General features: G+C 36.2%; 26 protein-coding genes. 15 read left to right on the top strand and 11 right to left on the bottom strand.

Translation table 11 applies throughout. The annotated features are described in order from the left end of the window. Nucleotides 1-81: 81 nt before the first annotated feature. From atpG to ACFSQJ_RS13655, 4 genes are all read left to right on the top strand, one after another. Nucleotides 82-939 (top strand): ATP synthase F1 subunit gamma, encoded by an 858-nt coding sequence (gene atpG, locus ACFSQJ_RS13670; protein WP_377767531.1) that lies wholly within the window; start codon nt 82-84, stop codon nt 937-939. A 118-nt stretch (nt 940-1,057) separates the two neighbouring features. Then, entirely contained in the window at nt 1,058-1,900 is an 843-nt protein-coding gene (locus ACFSQJ_RS13665) for an alpha/beta fold hydrolase (RefSeq protein ID WP_377767530.1), read from the top strand. 2 nt (nt 1,901-1,902) lie between these two features. Then, the gene (locus ACFSQJ_RS13660; protein ID WP_377767529.1) at nt 1,903-2,397 is read left to right on the top strand and encodes an RNA polymerase sigma factor; all 495 of its coding nucleotides are present in this window, start codon (nt 1,903-1,905) and stop codon (nt 2,395-2,397) included. Then, a complete protein-coding gene (locus ACFSQJ_RS13655; RefSeq protein ID WP_377767528.1) occupies nt 2,366-2,950 on the top strand; it encodes a hypothetical protein in 585 nt (194 codons plus the stop codon). The genes ACFSQJ_RS13660 and ACFSQJ_RS13655 overlap by 32 nt, the downstream gene beginning before the upstream one ends. 21 nt (nt 2,951-2,971) lie before the next feature. On the opposite strand, the gene ACFSQJ_RS13650 is transcribed toward ACFSQJ_RS13655, so the two are convergent. Next, entirely contained in the window at nt 2,972-4,618 is a 1,647-nt protein-coding gene (locus ACFSQJ_RS13650) for a sulfatase family protein (protein ID WP_377767527.1), read from the bottom strand. Between the two features lie 130 nt (nt 4,619-4,748). Here ACFSQJ_RS13650 and ACFSQJ_RS13645 point away from each other — a divergent pair, with 130 nt between their 5' ends. From ACFSQJ_RS13645 to ACFSQJ_RS13610, 8 genes are all read left to right on the top strand, one after another. Further along, nucleotides 4,749-5,234, top strand: a complete 486-nt coding sequence (locus ACFSQJ_RS13645) for a hypothetical protein (RefSeq protein WP_377767526.1) — start codon at nt 4,749-4,751, stop codon at nt 5,232-5,234. Nucleotides 5,235-5,335: 101 nt separating this feature from the next. Continuing rightward, entirely contained in the window at nt 5,336-6,793 is a 1,458-nt protein-coding gene (locus ACFSQJ_RS13640) for a lipopolysaccharide biosynthesis protein (RefSeq protein WP_377767525.1), read from the top strand. 94 nt (nt 6,794-6,887) lie between these two features. Beyond that, nucleotides 6,888-7,631, top strand: a complete 744-nt coding sequence (locus tag ACFSQJ_RS13635) for a DUF6090 family protein (RefSeq protein ID WP_377767524.1) — start codon at nt 6,888-6,890, stop codon at nt 7,629-7,631. Between the two features lie 33 nt (nt 7,632-7,664). Beyond that, nucleotides 7,665-8,099 (top strand): dUTP diphosphatase, encoded by a 435-nt coding sequence (dut, locus tag ACFSQJ_RS13630; protein ID WP_377767616.1) that lies wholly within the window; start codon nt 7,665-7,667, stop codon nt 8,097-8,099. 101 nt (nt 8,100-8,200) lie between these two features. After that, nucleotides 8,201-9,217, top strand: coding sequence for a sugar phosphate nucleotidyltransferase (locus ACFSQJ_RS13625; protein WP_377767523.1), 1,017 nt, complete (start codon nt 8,201-8,203; stop codon nt 9,215-9,217). A 146-nt stretch (nt 9,218-9,363) separates the two neighbouring features. After that, nucleotides 9,364-10,305 carry a tetratricopeptide repeat protein gene (locus ACFSQJ_RS13620; protein ID WP_377767522.1) on the top strand — a complete coding sequence of 314 codons (942 nt, stop codon included), beginning with the start codon at nt 9,364-9,366 and terminating at the stop codon, nt 10,303-10,305. 2 nt (nt 10,306-10,307) lie between these two features. Continuing rightward, nucleotides 10,308-11,090: a DUF4292 domain-containing protein gene (locus ACFSQJ_RS13615; RefSeq protein WP_377767521.1), complete on the top strand. Its 783-nt coding sequence runs from the start codon at nt 10,308-10,310 to the stop codon at nt 11,088-11,090. Between the two features lies 1 nt (nt 11,091). Continuing rightward, entirely contained in the window at nt 11,092-12,315 is a 1,224-nt protein-coding gene (locus ACFSQJ_RS13610; RefSeq protein ID WP_377767520.1) for a murein hydrolase activator EnvC family protein, read from the top strand. Here the strand turns inward: ACFSQJ_RS13610 and ACFSQJ_RS13605 are convergent. Then, nucleotides 12,312-12,824 carry an acyl-CoA thioesterase gene (locus ACFSQJ_RS13605; protein WP_377767519.1) on the bottom strand — a complete coding sequence of 171 codons (513 nt, stop codon included), beginning with the start codon at nt 12,822-12,824 and terminating at the stop codon, nt 12,312-12,314. The two genes, ACFSQJ_RS13610 and ACFSQJ_RS13605, sit on opposite strands and share 4 nt — an antisense overlap. Before the next feature lie 57 nt (nt 12,825-12,881). Then, nucleotides 12,882-13,835: an HU domain-containing protein gene (locus ACFSQJ_RS13600; protein ID WP_377767518.1), complete on the bottom strand. Its 954-nt coding sequence runs from the start codon at nt 13,833-13,835 to the stop codon at nt 12,882-12,884. A gap of 104 nt (nt 13,836-13,939) precedes the next feature. Here ACFSQJ_RS13600 and dprA point away from each other — a divergent pair, with 104 nt between their 5' ends. Beyond that, nucleotides 13,940-15,043, top strand: coding sequence for a DNA-processing protein DprA (gene dprA, locus ACFSQJ_RS13595; protein ID WP_377767517.1), 1,104 nt, complete (start codon nt 13,940-13,942; stop codon nt 15,041-15,043). Between the two features lie 357 nt (nt 15,044-15,400). Here dprA and trpS read toward each other — a convergent pair whose 3' ends face one another. Both trpS and ACFSQJ_RS13585 read right to left on the bottom strand, forming a co-directional pair. After that, nucleotides 15,401-16,369: a tryptophan--tRNA ligase gene (gene trpS, locus ACFSQJ_RS13590; protein ID WP_377767516.1), complete on the bottom strand. Its 969-nt coding sequence runs from the start codon at nt 16,367-16,369 to the stop codon at nt 15,401-15,403. Between the two features lie 87 nt (nt 16,370-16,456). Beyond that, nucleotides 16,457-16,699, bottom strand: coding sequence for a GlsB/YeaQ/YmgE family stress response membrane protein (locus ACFSQJ_RS13585; RefSeq protein ID WP_377767515.1), 243 nt, complete (start codon nt 16,697-16,699; stop codon nt 16,457-16,459). 56 nt (nt 16,700-16,755) lie between these two features. Between ACFSQJ_RS13585 and ACFSQJ_RS13580 the strand changes: the two genes are divergently transcribed. Then, complete coding sequence (locus tag ACFSQJ_RS13580) at nt 16,756-17,496, top strand: lysophospholipid acyltransferase family protein (RefSeq protein WP_377767514.1); 741 nt, start codon at nt 16,756-16,758, stop codon at nt 17,494-17,496. 93 nt (nt 17,497-17,589) lie between these two features. Here ACFSQJ_RS13580 and ACFSQJ_RS13575 read toward each other — a convergent pair whose 3' ends face one another. From ACFSQJ_RS13575 to recA, 4 genes are all read right to left on the bottom strand, one after another. Then, nucleotides 17,590-19,128 (bottom strand): hypothetical protein, encoded by a 1,539-nt coding sequence (locus tag ACFSQJ_RS13575; RefSeq protein ID WP_377767513.1) that lies wholly within the window; start codon nt 19,126-19,128, stop codon nt 17,590-17,592. 11 nt (nt 19,129-19,139) lie between these two features. After that, the gene (locus tag ACFSQJ_RS13570; protein WP_377767512.1) at nt 19,140-19,676 is read right to left on the bottom strand and encodes an RNA polymerase sigma factor; all 537 of its coding nucleotides are present in this window, start codon (nt 19,674-19,676) and stop codon (nt 19,140-19,142) included. 42 nt (nt 19,677-19,718) lie between these two features. Then, a complete protein-coding gene (locus tag ACFSQJ_RS13565) occupies nt 19,719-20,138 on the bottom strand; it encodes a hypothetical protein (protein ID WP_377767511.1) in 420 nt (139 codons plus the stop codon). A 73-nt stretch (nt 20,139-20,211) separates the two neighbouring features. Continuing rightward, on the bottom strand, nt 20,212-21,219 hold the full coding sequence (gene recA, locus ACFSQJ_RS13560; RefSeq protein ID WP_377767510.1) for a recombinase RecA: 1,008 nt from the start codon (nt 21,217-21,219) through the stop codon (nt 20,212-20,214). A 262-nt stretch (nt 21,220-21,481) separates the two neighbouring features. On the opposite strand from recA, the gene trhO reads away from it, so the two are divergent. Continuing rightward, nucleotides 21,482-22,513, top strand: a complete 1,032-nt coding sequence (gene trhO, locus ACFSQJ_RS13555) for an oxygen-dependent tRNA uridine(34) hydroxylase TrhO (protein WP_377767509.1) — start codon at nt 21,482-21,484, stop codon at nt 22,511-22,513. A gap of 157 nt (nt 22,514-22,670) precedes the next feature. Here trhO and ACFSQJ_RS13550 read toward each other — a convergent pair whose 3' ends face one another. Together ACFSQJ_RS13550 and ACFSQJ_RS13545 are read right to left on the bottom strand one after the other, a co-directional pair. Further along, nucleotides 22,671-23,378 (bottom strand): LytR/AlgR family response regulator transcription factor, encoded by a 708-nt coding sequence (locus ACFSQJ_RS13550; protein ID WP_377767508.1) that lies wholly within the window; start codon nt 23,376-23,378, stop codon nt 22,671-22,673. Next, nucleotides 23,375-24,415: a sensor histidine kinase gene (locus ACFSQJ_RS13545; RefSeq protein ID WP_377767507.1), complete on the bottom strand. Its 1,041-nt coding sequence runs from the start codon at nt 24,413-24,415 to the stop codon at nt 23,375-23,377. The genes ACFSQJ_RS13550 and ACFSQJ_RS13545 overlap by 4 nt, the downstream gene beginning before the upstream one ends. Between the last annotated feature and the right edge of the window lie 193 nt (nt 24,416-24,608).

The raw sequence follows: 24,608 nt of genomic DNA, 5'->3' as shown, positions 1-24,608 counted from the left end.
GTATTAGTGAACAGTAATTAGTATAAGGTGAGATGGAAAAGAATCTAACTACGCAATACTAACTGCTAAATACTATAAAAAATGGCCAATCTTAAGGAAATACGAAATAGAATAGCATCAGTATCTTCAACCATGCAGATTACGAGTGCCATGAAAATGGTATCTGCTGCAAAATTGAAAAAAGCCCAAGATGCTATTACGGCGATGCGCCCTTATTCCGACAAGTTAACTGAACTTTTACAAAGTTTAAGTGCTAGCTTAGATGGGGATGCAGGCAGTAAATATGCCGACAACCGCGACGTAAACAAAGTATTGGTAGTTGCAATTACCTCTAACCGTGGACTTTGTGGCGCTTTCAATACAAATATTATTAAACAGTGCACAGTATTGTTAAACACCTATACTGGTAAGCAGGTTGATTTTATTACTGTTGGTAAAAAGGCGAATGATGCTTTAAGTAGAAATAATACTGTACTTTCTAACCATAGTGAAGTTTACGATGATTTGACTTTTGATAATGTTGCAGTAATAGCAGAAAGCCTAATGCAACGTTTTACAGAAGGGGAGTACGATAAAATTGAATTGGTGTATAACAAGTTCAAGAATGCAGCTACTCAAATCATAATGTCAGAACAGTTTTTACCAATTGTTCCAGTTGAGGGTGATACTTCTGGAGCTGCCGATTATATTTTTGAGCCATCAAAACCAGAGATTGTAGAACAACTGATTCCGAAATCATTAAAAACGCAGTTGTATAAAGCCATTCGCGACTCGTTCGCGAGTGAACATGGTGCCCGTATGACCGCAATGCACAAGGCGACGGATAACGCAACTGAGTTAAGAGATCAGCTGAAGCTGACCTATAACAAAGCAAGACAAGCGGCGATTACCAATGAGATTTTAGAAATTGTTGGTGGAGCTGAGGCTTTGAATAATTAGATAATTTTTACTTCAAATAAATTAGGAACCTCACAGTAATGTGAGGTTTTTTTGTTTTTAGATGTAACATTTTTTGAGAATTGAATCTAAAGGGAAATTCAATCTAAATTTCAAAAAAATGAAGACAGCTAAAAAAACAATTATGCTATCTCTACTATTTATAGTAGCTTCTGTAAAAGGACAATACAAAGAATTTGAAGTCGATGTAGTCGGAACTGGAGAATCAATTCTATTATTTCCAGGCTTTACGTGTACCGGATCGGTATGGGAAGATGTAGTCGTTGAACTTTCAAAAAATTACGAGTGCCATGTTTTTACCTTTGCCGGTTTTGGTAATGTCACACCAATTGAAAAGCCATGGCTGCCCAAAATTAAAGATGCTGTCAACAAATATGTTAAAGAACACGAGCTTGAAAACCCCATAATTATTGGGCATAGTTTGGGAGGTGCTTTAGGATTGTGGTTGGCAACCGATGACAAACACCCATATTCCAAATTGATTATTGTTGATGCGCTACCATCAACAGGAGCTCTAATGATTCCTAACTTTGATAGCGAAAAAATAGCCTATGAGAGCCCATGGAACAAACAATTGTTAGAGATGGATAAGGTGTCTTTTCAAAGCATGGCTGCTCAAATGGCTTCGGGAATGACCTTAACCATTGAAAAACGTCAAGAACTTATAGAATGGATAGTCAATGCTGATAGAGAAACCTATGTTTATGGTTATACAGACCTTTTAAAGCTGGATTTAAGGGAGGATATTGCTAAAATAGCTATTCCTGTTACAATTCTGGGTGCCACAAAACCTTACGGATTAGAGATGGTAAAAACGACGTTTGAGAGGCAATATAAGAAGCTAAAAAACTATAATATTGAGTATGTCGAAGATTCTGCACATTTTATTATGTACGACAAACCAGAATGGTTTTTAGATAAAGTAGTGGCCGCTTTAAAATAAGGATGAAAGAAAAACAAAAGACATTTCAAGAGATTTATAATTCAAACTACGATAAAGTCATGCGACTTTGTCTTGGATACTTGGCAGGTAATCAAGACGAGGCAAAAGATCTTACTCAAGAGGTATTTATAAGGGTTTGGGATAATCTAGATGATTTTAGAAATGACAGCAAGGTATCAACATGGATTTATAGAATTACGGTAAACACCTGTCTCTCACAGTTACGAATAATCAAAAAGAAAGTGAAAATATATACGGCAGATACAATTCCTGAAACACCAGAAGAAGTTCCTACAACTGATAGAGAAAAAATGTTTGAGAGCTTGCATAGTTGCATCAATAAACTTTCTGAAACGAATAAGGCAATAATCTTATTAGAGTTAGAAGGGTTTCCGCAGAAGGAAATTGCAGAAGTTATCGGTATAAAGCATGAGGCTATTAGAACAAGAATACACCGTATAAAAAATGAACTTACTAAATGCGTACATCATGAATAGTTTTGACGAAATACAATCTAAATGGAACAAGCAGGAGGAGATCAGGCCACCTAAAGAGGGGTTTCAAATACTAGTGCAAGAAATAGCGAAGATCAAGAACAAACAAAAGATAACCAATTGCGTTCTTTTTGGGACTTGTTTGGTTTTATTGGGCTTCTTCTTCTATATTTCAGGATACAACAACAAACAAGTTATATTGGGTCTGGCGCTCATGACGGGGAGTTTGGTCGTTCGTATTATCATTGAGATCTTAAGCATCAAAAAGATTAAGAAAGTAAACAGAGGTAGAAACAGTAGAATATTTAAGAAAGAATTGTTAAAGTATTATTCAGAAAGAAGAATTGTACACTTTGTTGTAACACCAGTAATAGTGATACTGTATGGTATTGGTTTCGTTGTTCTCTTACCCTTATTTGAAGCTAGTCTTAGTACTGGCTTCTATAACTATATTGTAGTATCCTCAATTGTGATATCACTGGTATTAGGGTTATTTATAGCAAAACAAATTAAGAAAGAACTAGAAGATTTGAAGGTTTTAAAGGATTCTGAATAAAATTTGAAAATGTATTTTAAGCTATTTCTTATTTAAGGGAGAATCAATATTACTAGCATTATGAATATCGATATATTTTTGGTTCAACTCATCAGAATCACCATATTTTTCTCTTAAATCATCCAGCTTTAATTTAAGCTCAGTAACTATTTCAGTATAAGCTGGGTCATTATAGACATTGTTCATTTCATTGGGGTCTTTTTTTCGGTCATAAAGTTCCCATTCATCAATATCATAGTAAAAGTGGGACAATTTATAATCAATAGTTACAATGCCGTAATGCCTTTTCACTTGGTGTACCGCGGGATATTCGTAATAATGGTAATATACCGCATTACGGGTCCAATCTGTGTAGTTAGATGTCAATAAGGGCATTAGACTTTCCCCTTGCATATCATTTGGAGCTTGAATTTGTGCAGCTTCTAGCATTGTTTGAGCAAAATCCAAGTTTTGCACCATTTCTTCATTAGATATTCCTGCTTTAATTTCATTTGGCCAACGAATTAAAAGAGGAGTCTTAAATGATTCATTATAAATAAACCTTTTGTCAAACCAACCATGTTCTCCTAAGTAAAACCCTTGATCTGAGGTGTAAATTACTATAGTATTGTCAGTCAGTTTGTTCTCATCTAAATAATCCAGAACTCGACCAACATTATCATCAACAGAAGAAACACAAGCCAAATAATCTTGCATATAGCGTTGATACTTCCAGCTCATTTTCTCTTTTTTGGTCATTTTGGGCCAGTTTTCTTCAAAATCTTTGTTGATTTTATCCAAAATAGGGTCGTACGCTACTTTTTGTTCTGCATTGATTCTGTCAGTATAAGGCTTGTCAAAACCTCCTTCATATTCAGGAACCAGCGGAAGTGGGTTCATTTTTTTTGTCAGTTCTGGGCGAATTTTACTATCATGGTTATACATCATGTCTGTGAGCAAGTTCATTTCTGCTGTTCTTGCTGCAGTACCTCGATTTTCGTAGCTATCAAAAAGAGAGGTTGGCTCAGGAAATTTTTTAGACAGATACTCTTCAAATTTATCCGGTCTTGGCCACCATGGTCTGTGTGGTGCTTTATGTAGATACATTAACATAAATGGCTTTGCAGTATCTCGTTTCTTTTCTAGCCATTCGAGCGTTAAGTCTGTAATAACATCGGTCACATAACCTTCTTTTCTTATAGTATCACCTGTTTTTGTAATGAAATCGGGATTTATATAGTTTCCTTGTCCAGGTAGAATCATATAATCATCAACCCCTTTTGGATTATTGCCAAAATGTAATTTTCCATACATAGCAGTTTGGTAACCCGCTTTTTGAAATATCTCTGGAAAAGTAACCTGTGTTGTATCAAAAGGCCGTCGATTGTCTGTCTTCCCATTGATATGGGTATGCTTGCCGGTAAGAATAGTCGCCCTAGAAGGGGCACAGATTGAGTTCGTAACACAGGCGTTTGTAAAGGTTATACCTTCTTTTGCAATTCTATCGATGTTCGGAGTTTGAATTAAATGACTATTATATGCGCTAATGGCTTGGTAGGCATGATCATCTGACATTATGAAAATAATATTGGGGCGAGATTTTACAGCAACCTCCTTCACTTTTTCCTTACAGGAAAATTGGGCAGTAATAATAACTAAAAAGGCTATTTTTAGAATTGATGTTTTCATTTTAGAGGATAAAGGAAGTTCATATGAGAACAACAAGATATAAAATATATTAATCGTAATGGAGAAAGAGTAAAACCGAATTTTGGCACTACTTTTGGTTTAGTATCTTTATAATCGTTAAATGAGACATATGAGAATCTTTACCTATACAATCTTAGCAATGGTCTTTTCCTTATCAGGATGTTCATCACAAAAAAAACTGGTTAAAAACGCACCCTTTGAAATGGGCCAAGCTACCTGTCAATCATGGACTGGAGGTAGGCCTGAAAGTGGGTCTGGAATAAAACTGGAAATACCTGTGCTTTCAGATAAAATGGACAACATCAAAATGCAACAAGCTTTTTTTAGAGGTAAAATTGCTGATATCAACATGGAAACAAGGGAAGGTAACTGGATTGCAACGGCAAATTTCATGAAGGTAAATTCTGAAAAACAAGATATCATTATGCATGAAGATGCTAAACAAGAAGTTGGTAATAAACCTCCCAAGTTGCAGGAAAAATTCCCTTTTGAAATTTCTGCTGATGAGTGTGTAGTGAGCTATGCAGATGGCGACCAAATAAAGTATTTCAAAATAGAAGGTGTAAAAGAAAAAAAGCCATTGATTTATCAATAGCAGAAGACCAGCCTTTGGAGAAAGGAGGTTTATGACTACTTTTATAACAACATATAGCCCCGAAGTTTAACTTCGGGGTTTCTTTTAAATGCACTTTTCTAGTGAATCCGCTCAAAAAGCTGTTTAAACAAACGGCCATTTATGGTTTAGCAACAGTGTTGCCGAGAATGCTCTCTGTATTCTTACTCCCACTATATACCTCAGTTTTTGAGCAAGCTTCAGGTTACGGAGAATACATTAATATTTATGCCTGGATAGCCATTTTCAATGTTTTTTTGGCATATGGAATGGAGACTGCATTCTTTCGGTTTTATCATAAGACTAATGATAAAAACAAGGTGGTTTCCACCTCATTAGTTTCATTAGTTTGCACCTCAATTTTATTTCTGGTAATTGCGTTAGTTTTTAAAGATTTGTTATCAGAATTAACGAATATTAATGTAGAATACATCAAATTCACGTCTTATATTCTAGTTTTGGATGCATTGGTAATTATTCCATTTGCACTTTTACGTGCAAATGAAAAACCAATGAAATACGCAGTGCTAAAGACAGTTAATGTAGCTATTAATTTAGGGCTCAATATTTTCTTTTTATTACTATTACCTCAACTAGTAAGTGACAATTCGGAAAGTGTATTTAATGCTATTTATAAAGAAGGCAATGAAATTAATTACATTTTTATTTCAAATGTTATTGCCAGTGCAGTTACTCTTTTAATCTTGCTTCCTACATACATAAAACGAAACTATTCTTTTGATTTTGGGTTATTAAAGCAAATGCTAAAGTATGCTGGTCCCGTTATGATTGCCGGTGTTGCTTTTACCATTAATGAAGTGGTAGATAAAATACTATTGACAGAATTAGTTTCCGATAGTGAAGCTGGTAAGTATGGTGCATGCTATAAACTAGCTTTATTTATGACTCTTTTTGGAACAGCTTTTAGAATGGGAGTTGAACCATTCTTTTTTAGTCACGCAAAAACTGAAAATCCCCAAAAAACCTATGCACAAATCACAAACTATTTTGTGATTTTAGGAAGTTCTATCCTGCTTGCAGTTGTTGTATTTATAGATGTACTCTCTCCAATTTTAATTAGAAATGAGTCACTTAGAGAAGCCTTGGAAATAGTACCGATTATTCTATTGGCCAGCTTCTGTCTGGGCATTTACCATAACCTATCGGTATGGTACAAAATAACAGATAGAACAAAGTATGGTGCATATATATCTTCCATAGGTGCTATTTTGACTTTGCTTATCAATTTTATCTTTATTCCTAGAATCGGATATATGGCTTCTGCGATGGCAACATTAGTTGCTTATGGCACTATGATGAGTCTGTCTTATTATTTTGGGAGAAAGCATTACCCCATCCCATATAACATGCGTAAAATCTTCTTTTATGGAGGATTGTCAATAGTATTTTCTACACTTTCTTTTTATGTGTTTAACCGAAACTTAATTGCAGGCTGCATCCTTCTTTTAGTATTTTTGGCTCTCATTTACAAACTGGAAGGTGATAAGTTAAAGGTGATATTTTTAAATAAAAAAATATAAAATATGCTGAGTGTCACATTGAGCGGAGTCGAAGTGCAAATGAAGCATATTAGTTAAATAACATTAAAGATTCCCACTTTTGCGGGAAATACATATGATAAAACTCTTCAATAAAATAAGAAACCGCGCGCTCAATGAGAATAAGCTGGGCAAGTATTTAAAATATGCCATAGGCGAGATTGTTCTAGTAATGATAGGTATTTTGTTGGCACTACAAGTGAATACTTGGAATAACAATCGCGAGCTTAAAAAAGAAGAGCTTAAAGTGATGAAAAGCCTTCATCAGGAGTTTAGTAAAAACTTAAAAAAATTCGATGTTATTTACAATAGTCAATTAAAACGCAAAAAGGCTATAGAAAATGTAATGTCTACAGAATTACAAACACTATCAGCAGATAGTTTAGTAACATTAATGAATACAATAAATGCTAATTGGACATTTGACCCTTTTCAAGGTATTTATAATTCTGTAATAGGCTCAGGCAAAATAGAATTAATCTCTAATGATAGTTTGAAAACCAAATTAGCTACTATTCAAGACCTTATAAAAGATTATCAGGAAGAAGAGCATCAAGCGAGAGAGTTTTCTAAACAACTATTATATCCTTTTCTATTAAAACAGCCATTAAAAGATTTTAATTTTGATTCAAAAGATATTTTAGAATCGGAAAAAGTGAAAGACAAATATATTAGGTTATTTAAATCTTTTGAATTTGATAAACTCATGCAACAACTTAGAGGCTGGATGGGATCTATTTTTGAGGAAGGCCCAGTTTTAAGAGAAGAAATGGTGTCAATCATTAATGTATTAGAAGAAGAAATAGAAAAGCAAGATTAATAAAGTTGTCCCCTCGAACAGACAGAAATGAATATGAAAATAAACATCATCAACAAATCAAAACACCCATTACCGCATTACGAAACAAATGCTTCTGCTGGTATGGATTTAAGAGCCAATATTTCTGAAGCAATAACGTTAAAACCTTTAGAAAGAATCATTGTAAAAACCGGTCTTTTCATTGAGTTGCCAGTTGGCTTTGAAGCACAGGTTAGACCTAGAAGCGGTTTGGCGGCTAAAAAAGGCATTACGGTGCTTAACGCCCCGGGAACAGTAGATGCCGATTATCGCGGTGAGATAGGCGTTATTTTGGTAAACCTATCAAATGAAGATTTTATTATTGAAGATGGCGAGCGTGTTGCACAATTGGTGATTGCCAAACACGAACGCGCAGATTGGAACGAAGTAACAGTATTGTCCGAGACCTCTCGTGGTGAAGGAGGCTTTGGTTCAACAGGCACCAAATGATGGAATGTCAGGTTGCGCTGTCATATCGAGCGGAGTCGAGATGCGAAACCTAAATTGAAAATAAATACTAACTAAAAGATACCTGTTTTGCAGGCAGTTTTATGAAAATAATAGTACCAATGGCTGGCAGAGGCTCAAGATTACGACCGCATAGTTTAACGGTTCCAAAACCATTAATTCCAGTAGCAGGTAAACCTATTGTGCACCGATTAGTGAGCGATATTGCAAAGGTGCTTGGCGAACCAATAGAAGAAGTAGCTTTTATTCTTGGTGATCCTGCCTTTTTTGGAGATGATGTTGTAGCAAGTTTAACGGCTTTAGCTGAAGAATTAGGCGCAAAGGCATCTATCTATAGGCAAGACCAACCTCTAGGCACTGGACACGCTATTATGAGTGCAGCACCTTCTTTAAGTGGGCCAGCGGTAATTGCTTATGCGGATACTTTAATACGAGCGGAGTTTAATCTAGATAAAGATGCGGACAGCGTTATTTGGGTAAAACAAGTTGACCAACCAGAAGCTTTTGGAGTTGTTAAACTAAATGATGCTAATGAGATTGTGGAACTGGTAGAAAAACCAGAAGAATTTGTATCAGATTTAGCTGTTATCGGAATCTACTATTTTAAAGATGTTGGAGCACTTAAAACGGAGTTGCAATATGTTTTAGACAACAATGTAATCAATGGCGGAGAGTATCAGATTAATGATGGTATAAAGCGTATGATGGCAGATGGCAAGAAATTTGTTACTGGTCAAGTAGATGAGTGGATGGATTGTGGAAACAAAAAAGTAACCGTAGAAACCAATCAGCGAATGCTAGGCTTTTTAGAGAAAGATGGAGAAAACATGATTTCGACTTCCATTAAAAAGGAGAATGCAAATATTATAGAGCCTTGTTTTATTGGCGAAAATGTAGTCTTAAAAAATACTACTATCGGTCCTTTTGTATCGATAGGTGCGGATACAGTGATTGAAGAATCAACCGTTAAAAATAGTATAATCCAAAGCCATACTACTATCAAAAATGCTAATTTGGACAATGCTATGATTGGAAATCACGTAAAATACAATGGCAATTTTGAAACCATTAGTATTGGTGATTATTCCGTATTGGAGTAGGTCTCTCCTATATCTGCTCCAAAGGAGAGAACTTTTATGGTCGTAGTTAAGATTGTCCACTTAAGGGGACTTTAGGGGTGTATAAAAATAAAATAAAATTTATATTGATTTGTTTCCCTGAGCGCAGGCTAAGGGTAATAACACTTATGAAAAACATATTCTTTTGTATAGGATTTATTTTAATGTGCATTTGCACGTTACAAATTGCCTGCGCCCAAGAAGAACCTTCTAAAATCATTGAAGAAGAGGAAAGTGCTGAGGTCTTTCTAGAGGAATATACCGATGAGTTTCAAGAAAAATTCTTTGAGGCCCTAAAACAAAAGGGAATTCAAAACTATGACCGCTCCATTAACCTTTTTCTAGAATGTAAAAGGCTGCAACCCGAGAATAATGTTATAAACCACGAGTTGGCAAAAGCCTATCTTTTAGATAAAAAATATATTTTGGGGCAACAATATGCTGTTGAAAGCATCATCTCAGAACCAGAAAATTATTGGTATTTAGACACACTTTTTACCTTATTGGAAAAACAATCCAGCACGATGAATGAGGTTAAATTTACATTGCCTTTTGACGATGTCAACCTTCAAAAAAACCTCGCTTTAATCTATTTTAGAAAGAAACAATATCAAAGCGCCATCGATATACTGAAAGGTATAAAAAAATCTACTTTTAAAGATAATTTATTGGCTAGAATAGATGACGCCAAGAATAAAAACAAGCAAAATACCCAAGTAAAATCCACAAGTGGCTTTATTGTTGCGAGTGAACCCACTTCAAAAGGTCTGGAGATGAATATTAAGAACCAACTGAAGATGGAGCAATACCGAATAGTTGAGAATACCGCTAGAGATGCGGTAGAAGCGTATCCATTACAGCCCTATTTTTACTATGCATATGGGTTATCACTTCATAAGAATAATAAAAATAGTCAGGCCATAGAGGTTTTAGAAGGTGCTTTAGACTACCTTTTCGACGATATCCCGTTGGCAAACAAAATATATCAAACCCTAGCGGATGCCTGTACCAAGATGAGTAATTTTTCAAAGGCAAATCTGTACCTTAGTAAGATAAAACCAGGATTTTAAAAATGAGCACTACCTTTAAAATACTACAAAGAATAGGTTTGGTATCGCTTTTGGTTTTTATTACTTCGTGTAAATCGACCAAAACAATAGCTGCAGGCGAGGTTGATGAGTCGTTAACTACTAAAAGGATTATCTCGAATCATTATCAGAATGAATTGGACTTTCAGACCTTAAGTGGTAGAATAAAGATTGACTATGATGATGGAAAATCTTCTCAAGGTTTTACGGTTAATCTTAGAATGCAAAAGGACAGTACAATTTGGATCAGTAGTTCTCCAATCCCTGTTGTAAAAGCAATAATTACAAATAACAGGGTCTCTTTCTACAACAAATTGCAAAATGAATATTTTGATGGCGACTTTTCTTATCTCAGTAATTTATTGGGTACCGATCTGGACTTTTCAAAGGTTCAGAATCTATTGCTTGGCAATGCAGTTTTAGATTTAAGAACTGAAAAATACGCTTCTGAAATAGTTGATGCCAAATATCGCCTTGAACCAAAAAAGCTGAATGATCTATTCAAGATCGTTTTCTTTTTAGAACCTAAGAACTTTAAAGTAGCCGCGCAAGAATTATCACAGCCTTGGGAAAATAGGATTTTGAAAATGAACTATCAATACCAAGATGTAGACACAAAAGTGCTTCCTACCACAATAGCTATTGAAGTGATAAATAAGGACGATACAACCAAGATAGACCTATCTTATAGGGGGATGGAGTTTGGCAAACAATTGAATTTTCCATATAAAATACCGAAAGGTTTTGAAGAGATAGTTTTAGAGTGATATGAGAAAACTACTTGGCCGCCATATCGTATTTTTAGTAGTTGCCTTACTCTTTTCTGTGGGACTAAATGCGCAGACCAGCCAGCAAAAAGCTTTAGAAGCCAAACGTGCCAAACTTCAAAAGGAAATTCGTGAAATGAATAGGCTGCTTTCCGAAGAGAAACAGGAGAAAGGTAATGTTCTCGAACAGATGGATGCCCTAGATAGAAAGATAAATGTGCGCCAAGAGCTTATTAGGGTAACCAATCAGCAATCAAATCTTTTAAATAGACAGATTAATGCCAATGTGCGAAGTATCGGTAAGCTTCGTGAAGATTTAGAGCTGTTAAAAGATGACTACGCACGGCTGATTCAGAAATCATATCAAAATAAAACACAGAATAACAGGCTGATGTTTTTGCTTTCCGCAGACAACTTTTTTCAAGCATTTAAGCGATTACAGTATATGAAGCAATATACGAAGCATCGCAAAAAGCAAGGTGAGAGTATCGAGGCCAAGACGGAAGAATTATCGACCTTAAACAAAGATTTGGTCGAACAACGAAAAATAAAAGACCAGTTACTCGCCGAAAATAGAAGGGCTAAAAACGATTTATCAAAAGAAATAGGCGCTCAACAAGCTTTGCTCAAAACAATCAAGCAGAACGAGTCTAAATACACCCAAGCTATAGATAAAAAGAAAAAAGAATCGCGAAGAATCGATAGGGAAATAGAAAAATTGATTCGTTCGGCCATTGCATCATCAAATAAGAAATCAGGAAGTAATAATACAACCACCTTTGCTTTAACTCCAGAGGCGAAGCTTATTGCCAATAATTTCTCTTCCAATAAAGGCAAGTTGATATGGCCAGTCGAAAAAGGAATTAAAAGTCAAGGCTTTGGGGTTTATGCCGATAAAATTTATCCGGGGATAAAACACCAAAATAATGGTGTTACAATTACTACGGATAAGGGAGGACAGGCAAGGGCTATTTTTGAAGGTGAGGTTATTACCATTTTCACGAATAAAATGGGAGTAAAGGGAGTGTATCTAAGACACGGTAATTACATAAGCATGTATTACAACCTCTCTAAAATTTATGTGCAAAAAGGGGATAAAGTAACCGCGAAAGAAGCTTTGGGCGAAATTTATACCAATCGGTTCAGTGGTGCGACAAGTTTAAAGTTCTATTTATACCAAGATACCAAAAGACTAAATCCCGAAAACTGGATCTATCAGCTTTAATCCATAAAAAGCGCGCGTAATTCCGTTGCTTCGTTGGGCTTCATTTTGCCCGCTAATACCAAACTCAACTGTTTTCTCCTAAGGGCGGCATCAAAACGTTCTTTTTCTTGTTCTGTAACAGGTTCTAAAGAGGGTACTTCGGTAGGGATACCTGTATCATCAACGGCGACAAAAGTGTAAATGGCTTCATTGGCCTTGGTCTTCTCACCCGTAAAGCGATCTTCCATCCAAACATCAATATAGATTTCCATTGAGGTCTTAAAAGCTCTTGAAACGGCGGCCTCCACGGTAACTACACTTCCTAAAGGTACAGAACGGTTAAAAGCTACGTGGTTCACCGATGCGGTAACTGTAATTCTTCGACTATGGCGTCTTGCTGCGATACTCGCTGCTCTATCCATTCGAGCAAGTAATTCGCCACCAAAAAGATTATTAAGCGGGTTGGTTTCACTCGGTAAAACCATATCGGTCATAACGGTTCGCGATGCACTAGGGTTTTTAGGACGCATGAAAGTAAATTTTGAACAAAGATATTGAAGTGTACTGCGGTAATAAAGAAAGAATTGCTATTTCTCAGAAAGCATCCAAGCATCTTTTGATACGGTACGTTTAATTTTTCTAAGAAAACGGAGCGCTTCACGAGAATCACTAAAACTAGAATAAGCTACTTGATGCAGACCAAATTTATTTGCCCCAATGTATTGGGCGCTGTAGCCTAATTTTTCAAGTTGTTTTACTTTTTTATTGGCATTTTCCTTAACGCGAAAAGCACCGGCAATAATATGATGTTGCGGACCTGTAACAACTTCTTTTTTATCAATTTTGATACTCAATGCTGGAAGTTCCAAAGGTGTAGTATCAAAAAAAGTTGCTTCTTGAATATGTCTTGAGACCTCTCTTTGGGCTTCTTTTTGAACCAGTTCTTGCTTCTCTAAATTCTGGTTGTAAAATTGATATCCCGTAACACCCGTGGCACAAAGCAGTAAAAATACCGCTGCGTATTTTAATAAGGGTCTAAAGGAGGATTCTTTACGTTTTTCTGGCGTAATTATAAAGGGAACCTTTTCTTCCAATACTTCAACCTCTTCTTTTAAAGCTTCTCGAAGCACAGGTGCGGCAGAGAAAGCAGAAAGTCCGAATGAAGAAGCCAAATAGTTGATTCTTTCTTCAGGCTCAAATTGAATCTTTTGCTCGGTGTTCATCGATAATTTTCCCACACCGTGCAAGTCAATACTTTCGCCGTTTTGTAAACGTTCTTTCCAACTTTTAGAAGTGGAGATTACTTCTTCTAGAAGGTCTTCGTATGAAAGCTTTTTTGCCTTTGATATATGCGAGACCAACAAACCATCGTTTTTAGAAAGCTGTTGATTGAATGAAATCACTTTTGTTGGTGGATGTAAAGTGTTGGATACCGAATCAATACGTGCAGAAGCTGTATGGGCCAAAAAGGCTCCAAACTCTGGCACAACCACACAGTTATACCTGTATAGTAATTCTTTGATATAGTGTTCGGTTCGCATTGGAGCAAATATTAGAAAATTTGAAAGAGTAGGAAATAGCCTAGATAACTTTTTATTAACATTCTATTTTGTGTATTTTGTGGAAAACTCAAGTTGCAGAATTGATGTCTGAGAATGAACTAATTGCCCTACTTCGATTACAGCGAATACCTAATATAGGCGATGTAAATGCCAAAAAATTGTTGGATAGATGTGGTAATGCCCAGGCAATTTTCAAGGAAAAAGGGGGAACGTTACTTAAAATAGATGGTATAGGCACTTATACTATTCAGAATTTATATGATACGGAGCATTTAGAAGCGGCCGAGGCAGAGTTAAAATTCATTCAAGATAATAATATTACGTATGCTTATTTTCTTGACCCAGACTACCCCAAACACTTAAAGCATTGTATCGACGGCCCTATTTTACTTTTTAAATCGGGCAATATTGATTTAAAAGACCGAAAAATTGTTAGTGTGGTCGGCACGCGAAAAATTACCAGCTACGGGCAGGCATTTTGCGAAGAGTTTATTTCGGCGATTGCGCCCTTAGACCCAATAATCGTTAGTGGTTTTGCCTATGGTGTAGATATTACGGTTCAACGTGCCGCAATGGAACACAACCTACAAACTATTGGTTGTTTGGCACATGGGTTAAACCAAATTTACCCTAAGGTACATAAGAAATATGTCGCTCAAATTGAGAAGAACGGTGGTTTTTTGACGGAGTTTTGGAGCACAAGTAACCCTGATCGAGAGAATTTTTTAAAACGAAACCGTATTATTGCTGGTATGAGCGAAGCTACCATAGTGGTAGAATCTGCCGAAAAAGGAGGCAGTTTGGTTACAGCAGATATTGCCAATAGCTATAATAGAGATGTTTTTGCAGTACCCGGAAGAACCACCGACAAGTATAGCGTGGGCTGCAATAATTTGATCAAACAACAAAAGGCCCAAATGCTGACCTCAGCGGCAGAATTGGTTTATTTAATGGGCTGGCAGGTCGATGAGCAGCAAAAAGGGCCTGTTCAAAAACAGTTGTTTGTTGAGCTTGATGAAACAGAACAGTCAATCTACTCGTACTTGCAATTGAACGGCAAACAACTACTGGATACCGTTGCTTTGGAGTGCAAGTTGCCAATTTTTAAAGTTTCGGCCACGTTATTGAATATGGAGATGAAAGGAGCGATTCGTCCGTTGCCCGGTAAATTGTTCGAAGCGATATAATTCAGAACCAACTTTGATTTCCCTTTTATCGATAGTTTGTAGACAGAAAAGACATTCTATTTTAAACGACTTTTCAGCTCTATTCTATGACCTTTTAACTGTTATTTGTCTGGAAACCATTGATTTGAATCTTAAACAAAGTAGACTCTGGATCTAAAAAAAGGTTTGTATTTAGATGAAGTACCTTAATGCCATTACCAGTTTGAAATACATGAATTTTAAGGAATTATACCTTTAAGCGTAAGAATCGAGGAAATGCAAGATTCAAGGTTTAACTAGCAAATTATTGGTTGTGAAAATTTAGGGCAAGATTTGTTGGCAAATTAATTCCCCTCCTGTGGAGGGGTTGGTGGAGGCTTAATACCCAATCTTGCTCCTCACTCTTTCTAGAACTCCATTCGCTACTTTTTTGGCTTTTTCGGCACCAATGGCCAAAGCCTCATCAACTTCGTTGAGGTTGTTCATGTAATATTCAAACTTTTCTCGGGGTTCTTCAAATTTTTGAAGAATAACCTCGTATAGGGCTTGTTTGGCATGACCATAGCCATAATTGCCGGCCAGGTAATTGGCACTCATTTCTTCAATCTGTTCTTGTGATGCGAGTAACTTGTACAAAGCAAATACATTGTCGTTTGTAGGATCCTTGGGGTCTTCCATAGGTGTGCTATCCGTTTGAATGCCCATTAACTGTTTGCGTAACTTTTTATCCGGTTGAAAAAGATTAATGGTATTACCCTTGCTCTTACTCATTTTTGCACCATCCGTTCCAGGAACATACATGGTGCTTTCTTGAAGTTTCGTCTCGGGCATTACAAAGGTTTCGCCAAAAAGATTGTGGAATCTTGAAGCCACATCACGGGTCATCTCTAAATGTTGCGACTGATCCTTACCAACAGGCACAATGTTGGCATCATACAACAAAATGTCGGCCGCCATAAGCATGGGGTAACCGAACAATCCGGAATTTACATCTTCCAATCGATCTGCTTTATCCTTAAAGGAATGCGCAAGCGTTAAACGCTGGTATGGAAAAAAACAGCTTAGATACCAAGATAGCTCTGTAACCTGAGGCACGTCGCTTTGGCGGTAGAATACTGTTTTGTCGACATCTAAACCAAAAGCAAGCCATGTGGCGGCAGTAGCATAGGTATTTTTTCGTAATTCTTCACCATTTTTTATCTGGGTAAGCGAATGCATATCCGCAATAAAAAGAAAAGATTCATTGGCTGGGTTTTCTGCCATGGCGATGGCAGGCATAATTGCGCCTAAAATATTTCCTAGATGTGGAACACCGGTACTCTGAATTCCTGTTAAGATTCGTGCCATGTTGTATTTTAAAGTGGTAAAAGTAACAATCCGAAGGATATAAAAAAAGCGGCTTTTAGCCGCTTCGTAGTAATTAATAGATGTGACTTATTTTTTAAAGAGTCCGGCAACGAATAAAACTACAACAGCACCAATGACCCCGGTAACCAGGTCACCGATAATACCTGAGCCTATGTGTATTCCGAGTATGCCGAAAAGCCAATTTCCAACGACCCCGCCAACGATTCCTAAAATAATATTGATCAGTGCGCCAAAGCCACCACCTTTCATTATTTTTCCGGCCAGCCATCCCGCTAAAGCACCGATTAACAAAGCATATAAAAGACCCATTTTTTTGTTTTTTAAGGTTAGTATCAGAAAGATAGTCAAAAATTCTATTTTTGCCTGTGTCTAAATTCATTAGAAATATAGGATATACCCTATACCGAATATGGTTCTACATCTTAGTAGCTCTACCAATAGTCATATTCTTTCCTTTTTTATTGGTTACAACGATTTCTGAAAAGACCTATCCACAGTTCTTCTGGTTGGCTCGAAACATTTGGGCAAAAACGATACTTTTCGGTATGTTTTGTTTTCCGAAAGTAATACTAGAAGAAGAAATTAACAAGAAGAAAAGCTATATGCTTACAGCGAACCATACTAGTATGCTAGACATTATGTTGATGCTTTATGTCAGTAAAAACCCTTTTGTTTTTGTGGGCAAAGAGGAGCTGGCGAAGATTCCTTTATTCGGTTTTTTTTATAGACGGGTCTGTATTTTGGTGAACCGCCATGACCCTAAAAGTAGAATTGCTGTTTATCGCCGCGTACAACACAGGCTGAACCAGGGCTTAAGCATATGTATTTTTCCCGAAGGCGGGGTGCCCGATGAAAATGTGGTACTTGATAGTTTTAAGGATGGCGCATTCCGTATGGCAATAAAACATAATATACCAATTGTTCCAATTACTTTTTTAGATTGTAAGAAGCGCTTTTCTTGGACCTTTTTTAGCGGTGGCCCTGGGCGACTTAGGGTCAAAGTGCACAAATTTGTGGATACCCAGATTTTGGGTACTGAAGACACATCTACAATTAGGGAAGAGGTCAGGGAAACAATACTGGATGAACTGATTAAAAACGCATAAAAAACACCTCGCAATTGTTACGAGGTGTTTTCGGATGCCGCTAGCGCGACACTTCCTAACCAACTTTTTAAACTTTAATGCCTTATCATAACATTAAAAGTTAAACCTAACACCACTATAAATACCAACGGAATAAGGATTAAAACTACCTGCTGTTTGCGAGAAGGTGTTCAACTGATATTTAAAAACCGGCTCTAAGTTTATTTGAATTTTTGGAGAGAATTCATAACTGAATCCTAATCCGAAGTTTCCACTGAAATTAACGGTATTCACATTATTGGCCTCACCAATTTCGGTAACCAGACCTTCAGACTGTAATGAAACCGAGTTGTCTACAAGAAACAATGAACTGAATCCTCCTATAAGATTTACACCAACTTTCTTATCCACTAGGGTATAGTTTAATTCTAAAGGAACTTCTAAATAGCCAAGTTGCTGAGACATAATGCCATCTCTTTCTGGAGTTTGGGCTGCAAAATCACTCGCATTCGGACTGGATAATTCATTAGAAGCAGCTTTTTTGCTTTGAACCACAATAGTTCTTGAACTTTGAGAAAAGTTAATGTTATCTATAGTACCGGTGCTATTTGCGGCTATTGACGATGAGAAAACAATTTCGTTGGTATCGTAACCATAATCTACCTTATGAATTCCCGAACGAACTTTTAGTCTTTTGCCTAAATCATAGGCAACCGTTAAACCGTAGCTCAAATTAATGTTTCCAGATTTTGAGTTTTCTACAAAATTTGAATGTATAGGTGAACCCTGTCCCACGGCATCAAAATACACCGGTGCAATAGAAGGTCCGACAGACCATTTATTTTCCTTGGTTTCTACTTCAGCAACCTCTTCTTGATCTTCTTTCTCTTTAATAGCGTCGAAAATCGATTTTTTGCCATTTTCTAAATCCAGAGAATCAACAGCCGTTTTGGCAACAGCTTCTTTGGTATTTGATAATTCTTTATCTAAAGCGTCTTTTTTATAAAGGTCGGTGTCGACCTTTTCTTTTTCAGTATCAATAGTGGTTGCTACTTCACTGTTTTTAGAATTATTAGATAGTGATTTATTAAAATCTATTTGATTGTTATTCTTTTTAAGCCTCCTTTCGTTAGAGGGCTCATTTTCTGCAACAAGAATTCTTCCTTTATTCTTTACACTTTCTTTTTGTTGGTCTTTTTGCGTTTTAGTGTTGGCAAATTGTTGGCCTGCAGCTTCGTTCACGTTATCTTTTTGTGAAGATTGTGTGGTTGTTATTTGAATAGTGTTAGTTTCATTAGTTTGGTCAGCTTTTTCGGTATCCGCTAGTTTGGGTTCATTTTCCGCTCTAATGATTTCAATAGAGTCGTTCGATAGTTTTTGATTACGTGTATTTTTCTCAGGATTTTGGTCCGTATTTTTTTCCGTGCTTGTAGTTTGATCTTCAGGAATAGCTGATTCAAAAGGATTTATCACAAAGACAAATAGTGCCAATAATGCAGCAACTCCACCCAGTTTCCACCAGAGCGGAATTACCCTTTTCTTTTTCTTCTTATCCAAGGAAGCGGCAATAGATTCCCAAACATGCTCATCAGGAACCTGCCTGAAGTCTTTCAACTTCTCTTGGTAGAGTTTTTCTAAATTCTTTTTTTCCATACTTAATGTAATTAAGCTATGCTTATATTTTCTTTTTCAATTTTTTCTTTTAAAATCATTTTGGCCCTCGCCAAATTAGATTTTGATGTTCCTGTTGATGTTCCTAAAAGCTCACTGATTTCTTTGTGAGAATAGCCGTCAAGAACATAAAGGTTAAACGTGAGCCGGTATTTGTTGGGCAGTTCTTGAATGTGATTCAGTAATGTAGAGAGATTAATATTATCTACATGCTCACTTTCAATGCTTACCTCTTCATCTCCCATGTTTTCAGAGACTACATTCAAATGCTGCTCTTTTCTATATTTCTGTAGAACAGTGTTTACGGTAATCCGTTTCATCCAGCCTTCAAAAGAACCTTTGTTCGTAAACTGATCAATTTTGTCGAAAATCGTCATAAAACTGTCATGAAGACTGTCTTCAGCTTCTGTTTTATTCCGTGAATACTTTAGGCACATTCCAAAAAGCACTCCCGAGTATTTGCGGTAGAGTTCTTCTTGAGCCCGTCGATTGCCCTGTTTACAGTTATTTATGAGTTTTTCAAGACTCAAGCTATTTGTTGGTTAGATTTAATACTAAGATTATTATCGTCTTTATTGCATTACTGGCACCTCATATTCCAAGTATGTGGCGTTACCGGCCTCATCCGTTCCCGAATAAAATCGAAATAAATAGGTATCCGTATAATCCACTCGAAATCTAAAGGTCGCACTAACTTCTTCTAAGGAATCGTTGCAAGAATCACTCTCAAGTATTGTGCCGATTGTAGAAACAATTCTAGTGGTGGTCTCTGGTGAGGTCACCTCAAAACCTTCAAAAAACGTACAGTCATTGGGTCTTGTAAAAGTCACTTCAATTTCATGTATTCCATTGTGGTCAAAAGACTCGGGAAAATCAGCACTTACCACTTCTAAAACAGTAAATTGAAAGTTCTGTTCATCGGAATCTAGCGAGCAACTAGAAATGCTGAGAATTGCTAAAGCACAGCACAGCGCTAAAATTACTTTTTTCATAGGCTTTAATTTCAAGTAGTAAGATGCGTTTTGCCCAGAAAGGTTGCGTTTAAGACGTTTTTTATGATTTAAATTACTCTTTTAGCGTAGTTATGGCTTCGCGTATTTTTTCTTCAAGTTCTTCGGCCAATTCAGGATTATCTTCTAAAAGTGATTTTACTGCATCACGTCCTTGACCTAATTTGGTGTCACCGTAACTGAACCAAGAACCACTTTTCTTTACAATTTCATAGGCTACGCCAAGGTCTAAAACTTCACCTACTTTAGAAATACCTTCGCCGTACATAATGTCGAATTCCACTGTTTTAAATGGTGGAGCAACTTTGTTCTTAACTACTTTTACACGGGTCTTATTTCCTAAAACTTCACCATCGGTGCTTTTTATTTGTGTAGAACGTCTAATATCTAATCTAACAGAAGCGTAGAATTTAAGTGCATTACCACCAGTAGTAGTTTCTGGGTTACCGAACATCACCCCGATTTTCTCACGTAATTGATTAATGAAGATAACCGTACAGTGCGTTTTACTGATTGTGGAAGTTAGTTTTCTGAGTGCTTGAGACATCAATCGTGCATGTAAACCCATTTTAGAGTCACCCATTTCCCCTTCAATCTCACTTTTGGGTGTAAGAGCGGCAACGGAATCAATGATAACAATATCGATTGCCCCAGAACGGATTAGATTCTCCGTAATCTCTAACGCTTGCTCGCCGTGATCGGGTTGCGAAATGATGAGATTATCAATGTCGACCCCTAAATTTTTGGCGTAAAAACGGTCAAAAGCATGCTCTGCATCAATAAAGGCGGCGATACCTCCATTTTTTTGAGCTTCAGCTATGGCGTGTAATGTCAAAGTTGTCTTACCCGAAGATTCCGGGCCATATATTTCGATTACCCTTCCTCTTGGATAACCACCAACACCTAAGGCCAAATCCAGACCTAAAGAGCCAGAAGATATGACTTCGACATCTTCTATTACACTATCACCAAGTTTCATAACGGCGCCTTTACCGTATGTTTTATCAAGCTTATCTAATGTTAATTTTAACGCTTTTAATTTTGCCTCGTTCTCGTTAGCCATGTTTCAAAAATTAGACGACTAAAATACCATTTCTTTTGCATTTAAAAATGGCAACGCAACCTTTTTAAAAGGTTTACATCCTTTAGGTAGCTAATTCAAATACTTGTCAAATAGTTTCTAAAACTTTTTGAGACCACAGTATCTTATTTTATTCTATGAAAAAGAAATGTTAGTGGTCAAAGGCGCACCCGAAAGCAAGGTGCGCCTTTTTTATTTAATTCCTATTTTTGCGACACTTTAAAACTTAAAATATTAGTATAGCATGCAACTGTACAATACATTAAGTGCAAAAGAAAGAGAGAAATTAATAGAAGAAGCAGGTAAAGACCGGCTTACTATCTCTTTCTATAAATATGCACACATCGGTAATACCGAAATTTTCAGAAATCATCTTTTTATTAACTGGGATGCTTTAGAAGTATTAGGGCGAATTTATGTTGCCCATGAAGGCATAAATGCCCAGCTTTCTGTTCCTGCAGAGAATTTTGATGCTTTTAAAACACATATAGACAGCATTACTTTTTTAAAAAATGTACGACTGAATATTGCCATAGAGCAAGACAATAAATCGTTCTTAAAGTTAAAAGTAAAAGTGCGTCAAAAAATAGTTGCTGACGGTCTTAACGATAAGACTTTTGATGTTACCAATAAAGGCATTCATGTAGATGCACAACGGTTTAATGAATTGATTGAAGACCCAGATACGGTGTTAGTCGATATGCGCAACCATTATGAAAGTGAGATTGGCCATTTTAAAAATGCGGTCACACCCGATGTCGATACTTTTCGTGATTCGCTGGATATTATAGAAAAAGACTTGGCAGACCACAAAGAAGATAAAAAATTGGTCATGTATTGTACAGGGGGCATACGTTGTGAAAAGGCCAGTGCCTATTACAAACACAAGGGATTCAAACACGTATATCAGTTGGAAGGTGGAATTATAGAATATACCCGTCAGGTCAACCAAAAGAAGCTGGAAAACAAGTTTTTAGGCAAAAACTTCGTTTTTGACCATAGAAGGGGAGAGCGTATATCTGAAGATATCATTGCCAATTGTCACCAATGCGGAAAACCATGTGACGAGCATGTGAATTGCGCCAATGAAGCATGCCATTTGTTGTTTATTCAATGTGAGAAATGTGCTAGGGCCATGAACAATTGTTGTTCAGATGATTGTAAAGAAATTCACGCCCTACCTTATGAGGAGCAAAAAAAGCTTCGTAAAGGAAAACATGCCAGCAATAAAATCTTTAAAAAAGGACGTTCAGAGGTGTTGAAGTTTAAGAAATAAGAACCTGCTAAAAGATAAAATCTGTACTTCCAAAAAAAGTGACAGCTCCAATGCTATTCATGGTTTTTTTAAACTAAGTGAAGAAAACGTCAAGTAATTGCTTGAAAAAGAGTATCGCTAATTCACGCAAACCCCTTTGCTTACATTTAATAGGGCCTTATAGCATTAAGGAATTGATTTTTTCAAAAAAAGCTTTTTTATAAGTATCTCCTATGGGAAGGTCTTTACCATTTACCATTAATACGGATAAGGAATCTGTTTTAAGGATACTTTCAATGTTTATGATGTAGGATTTATGAATTTTTATAAATAGTGATTCGGGCAATTCCGTTTCAAAATGTTTGAGTGTATTATAAGTAATGATTTGACTGTCTTTTTGGTGAATACAGACATAATTTTTAAGACTTTCTATGTACAAAACCTCATTAATTTGGACTCTTTTAAAGTTGTTCTTACCATCCGTTTTAATGAAAATAAAATCATTGGTATTGGTTGTTTTTTGCTTATTCTTGAACGGTTTAATTTTTAATACCGCAGTGTAAAACCGTTCAAATTCAAATGGTTTTAACAAATAGTCTGTAGCATTTAGCTCATAACTTTCAATGGCAAACTGTGGGTATGCCGTTGTAAAAATAATCTTGACCTTATCTTTTACGATTTTAGATAGCTGAATTCCAGTGATTGTTGGCATTTGTATGTCTAAAAAAACAAGATCGGGCTCTTCCTTTTCTATTATGGCAATGGCTTCTATGGGGTTGGAGGATGTGGCGACCAATTTTAAAAAAGGCACTTTTTTTACATAAGACTCCAATAATCTAATTGCTGGTGCTTCGTCATCTATGATTAAACATTTTAAGACTTTCATTTTAGAGGTATTTTTAAATATGTAGAGTACATATTGTCCAACGCATTACTACTTAATTCATAATCCTTGCCAAAGAGCAATTGCAGTCTTTTTTTTAAATTTTCTTTGCCAATACCCGTAGTACTGTAGTTTTTTACATTAGAGATTTTATTTTCAGTGTGTACCACAAGATAATTTTCCGCTACCGATATTTCTATTTTTGCAGGAGTTCTTTTTTCATTCGTGATACCATGTTTAAAAATATTTTCTACAAAGTGAATCAATATTAAACTGGGTAACTTTTGGGAACCAATCTCGCCTTCAATGCTAAGATTTAAGAACAAGTTGTTTTCAAAGCGTTTTTGGTATAAATAAATATAATCTTCAATAAATTTTAATTCTTTCTTTAAGGGCACAAAGTCTTTTTTTGCCTCGTATGTAAGATATCTTAAAAGTTCTGACAGTTTAAAAATACCTTTGGCAGTTTCGGGTTGTTTTTCAGCTAATTCTGAATAGAAAACATTTAGGGTGTTGAACAAAAAGTGGGGTTCTAATTGTGCTTTTAAAATATCCAATTCGGCTTTTTGGTGTTCCAATTCCAAACGATGCATTTTTGAGCTGTTCCTTAAGTACAGAAACAGTAAATACATAACAGTGCTAAAAAGAATGGATTTTAAGCTGTAGTATGAACTATCAAGTATATAGTATTGAAATGTTCTGTTTCTTTCGGGATAATTATGATAACCTGTTAATTGATAGACTATGATTTCTTCCAATAGGTATCTAACACCTGCAAAAACAAAGAACAGCGTGATAACGCCCAAGCCAAACAATAATAGCCTTCCTTTGGGTAAGGTCCTTGGCGAAATAAACCTGTAGTTCAAGGCGTAAACAGAAAAAAATGCTGTGTAGTAGGTGATTTTAAAAATGATACCCAGTAGCGTAAAGCTTTCCAAAAAATAAGTTCTGCTTTTAAACACATAGTCCACATAAAAATCCATTACAATTATGACAACTGCAAGTAGTAGATGATATCTAAAAGTATTATCAATTTTCACACTCCAAAAGTAATTATAAAACCACCTATCACTTAAAATTTAGTATTAAGGGCACTATTTTGCTTATAAAACCCCTTAACTGCACAACAAAATAACAAGTGTTGTACGTAAACAGTTTTATCTTTTGAATGTAACGTTTGATGGAATCTTAACTATGGGAAGAGCGCTCAGGTTTAGCTTTGTAGGGTATGTA

Source organism: Croceitalea marina (assembly GCF_042684265.1).
GTDB classification, from domain to species: Bacteria; Bacteroidota; Bacteroidia; order Flavobacteriales; family Flavobacteriaceae; genus Croceitalea; species Croceitalea marina.
Note: the sequence above shows the minus strand (reverse complement) of the source record. Positions and strands in the feature narration are given on the sequence as shown.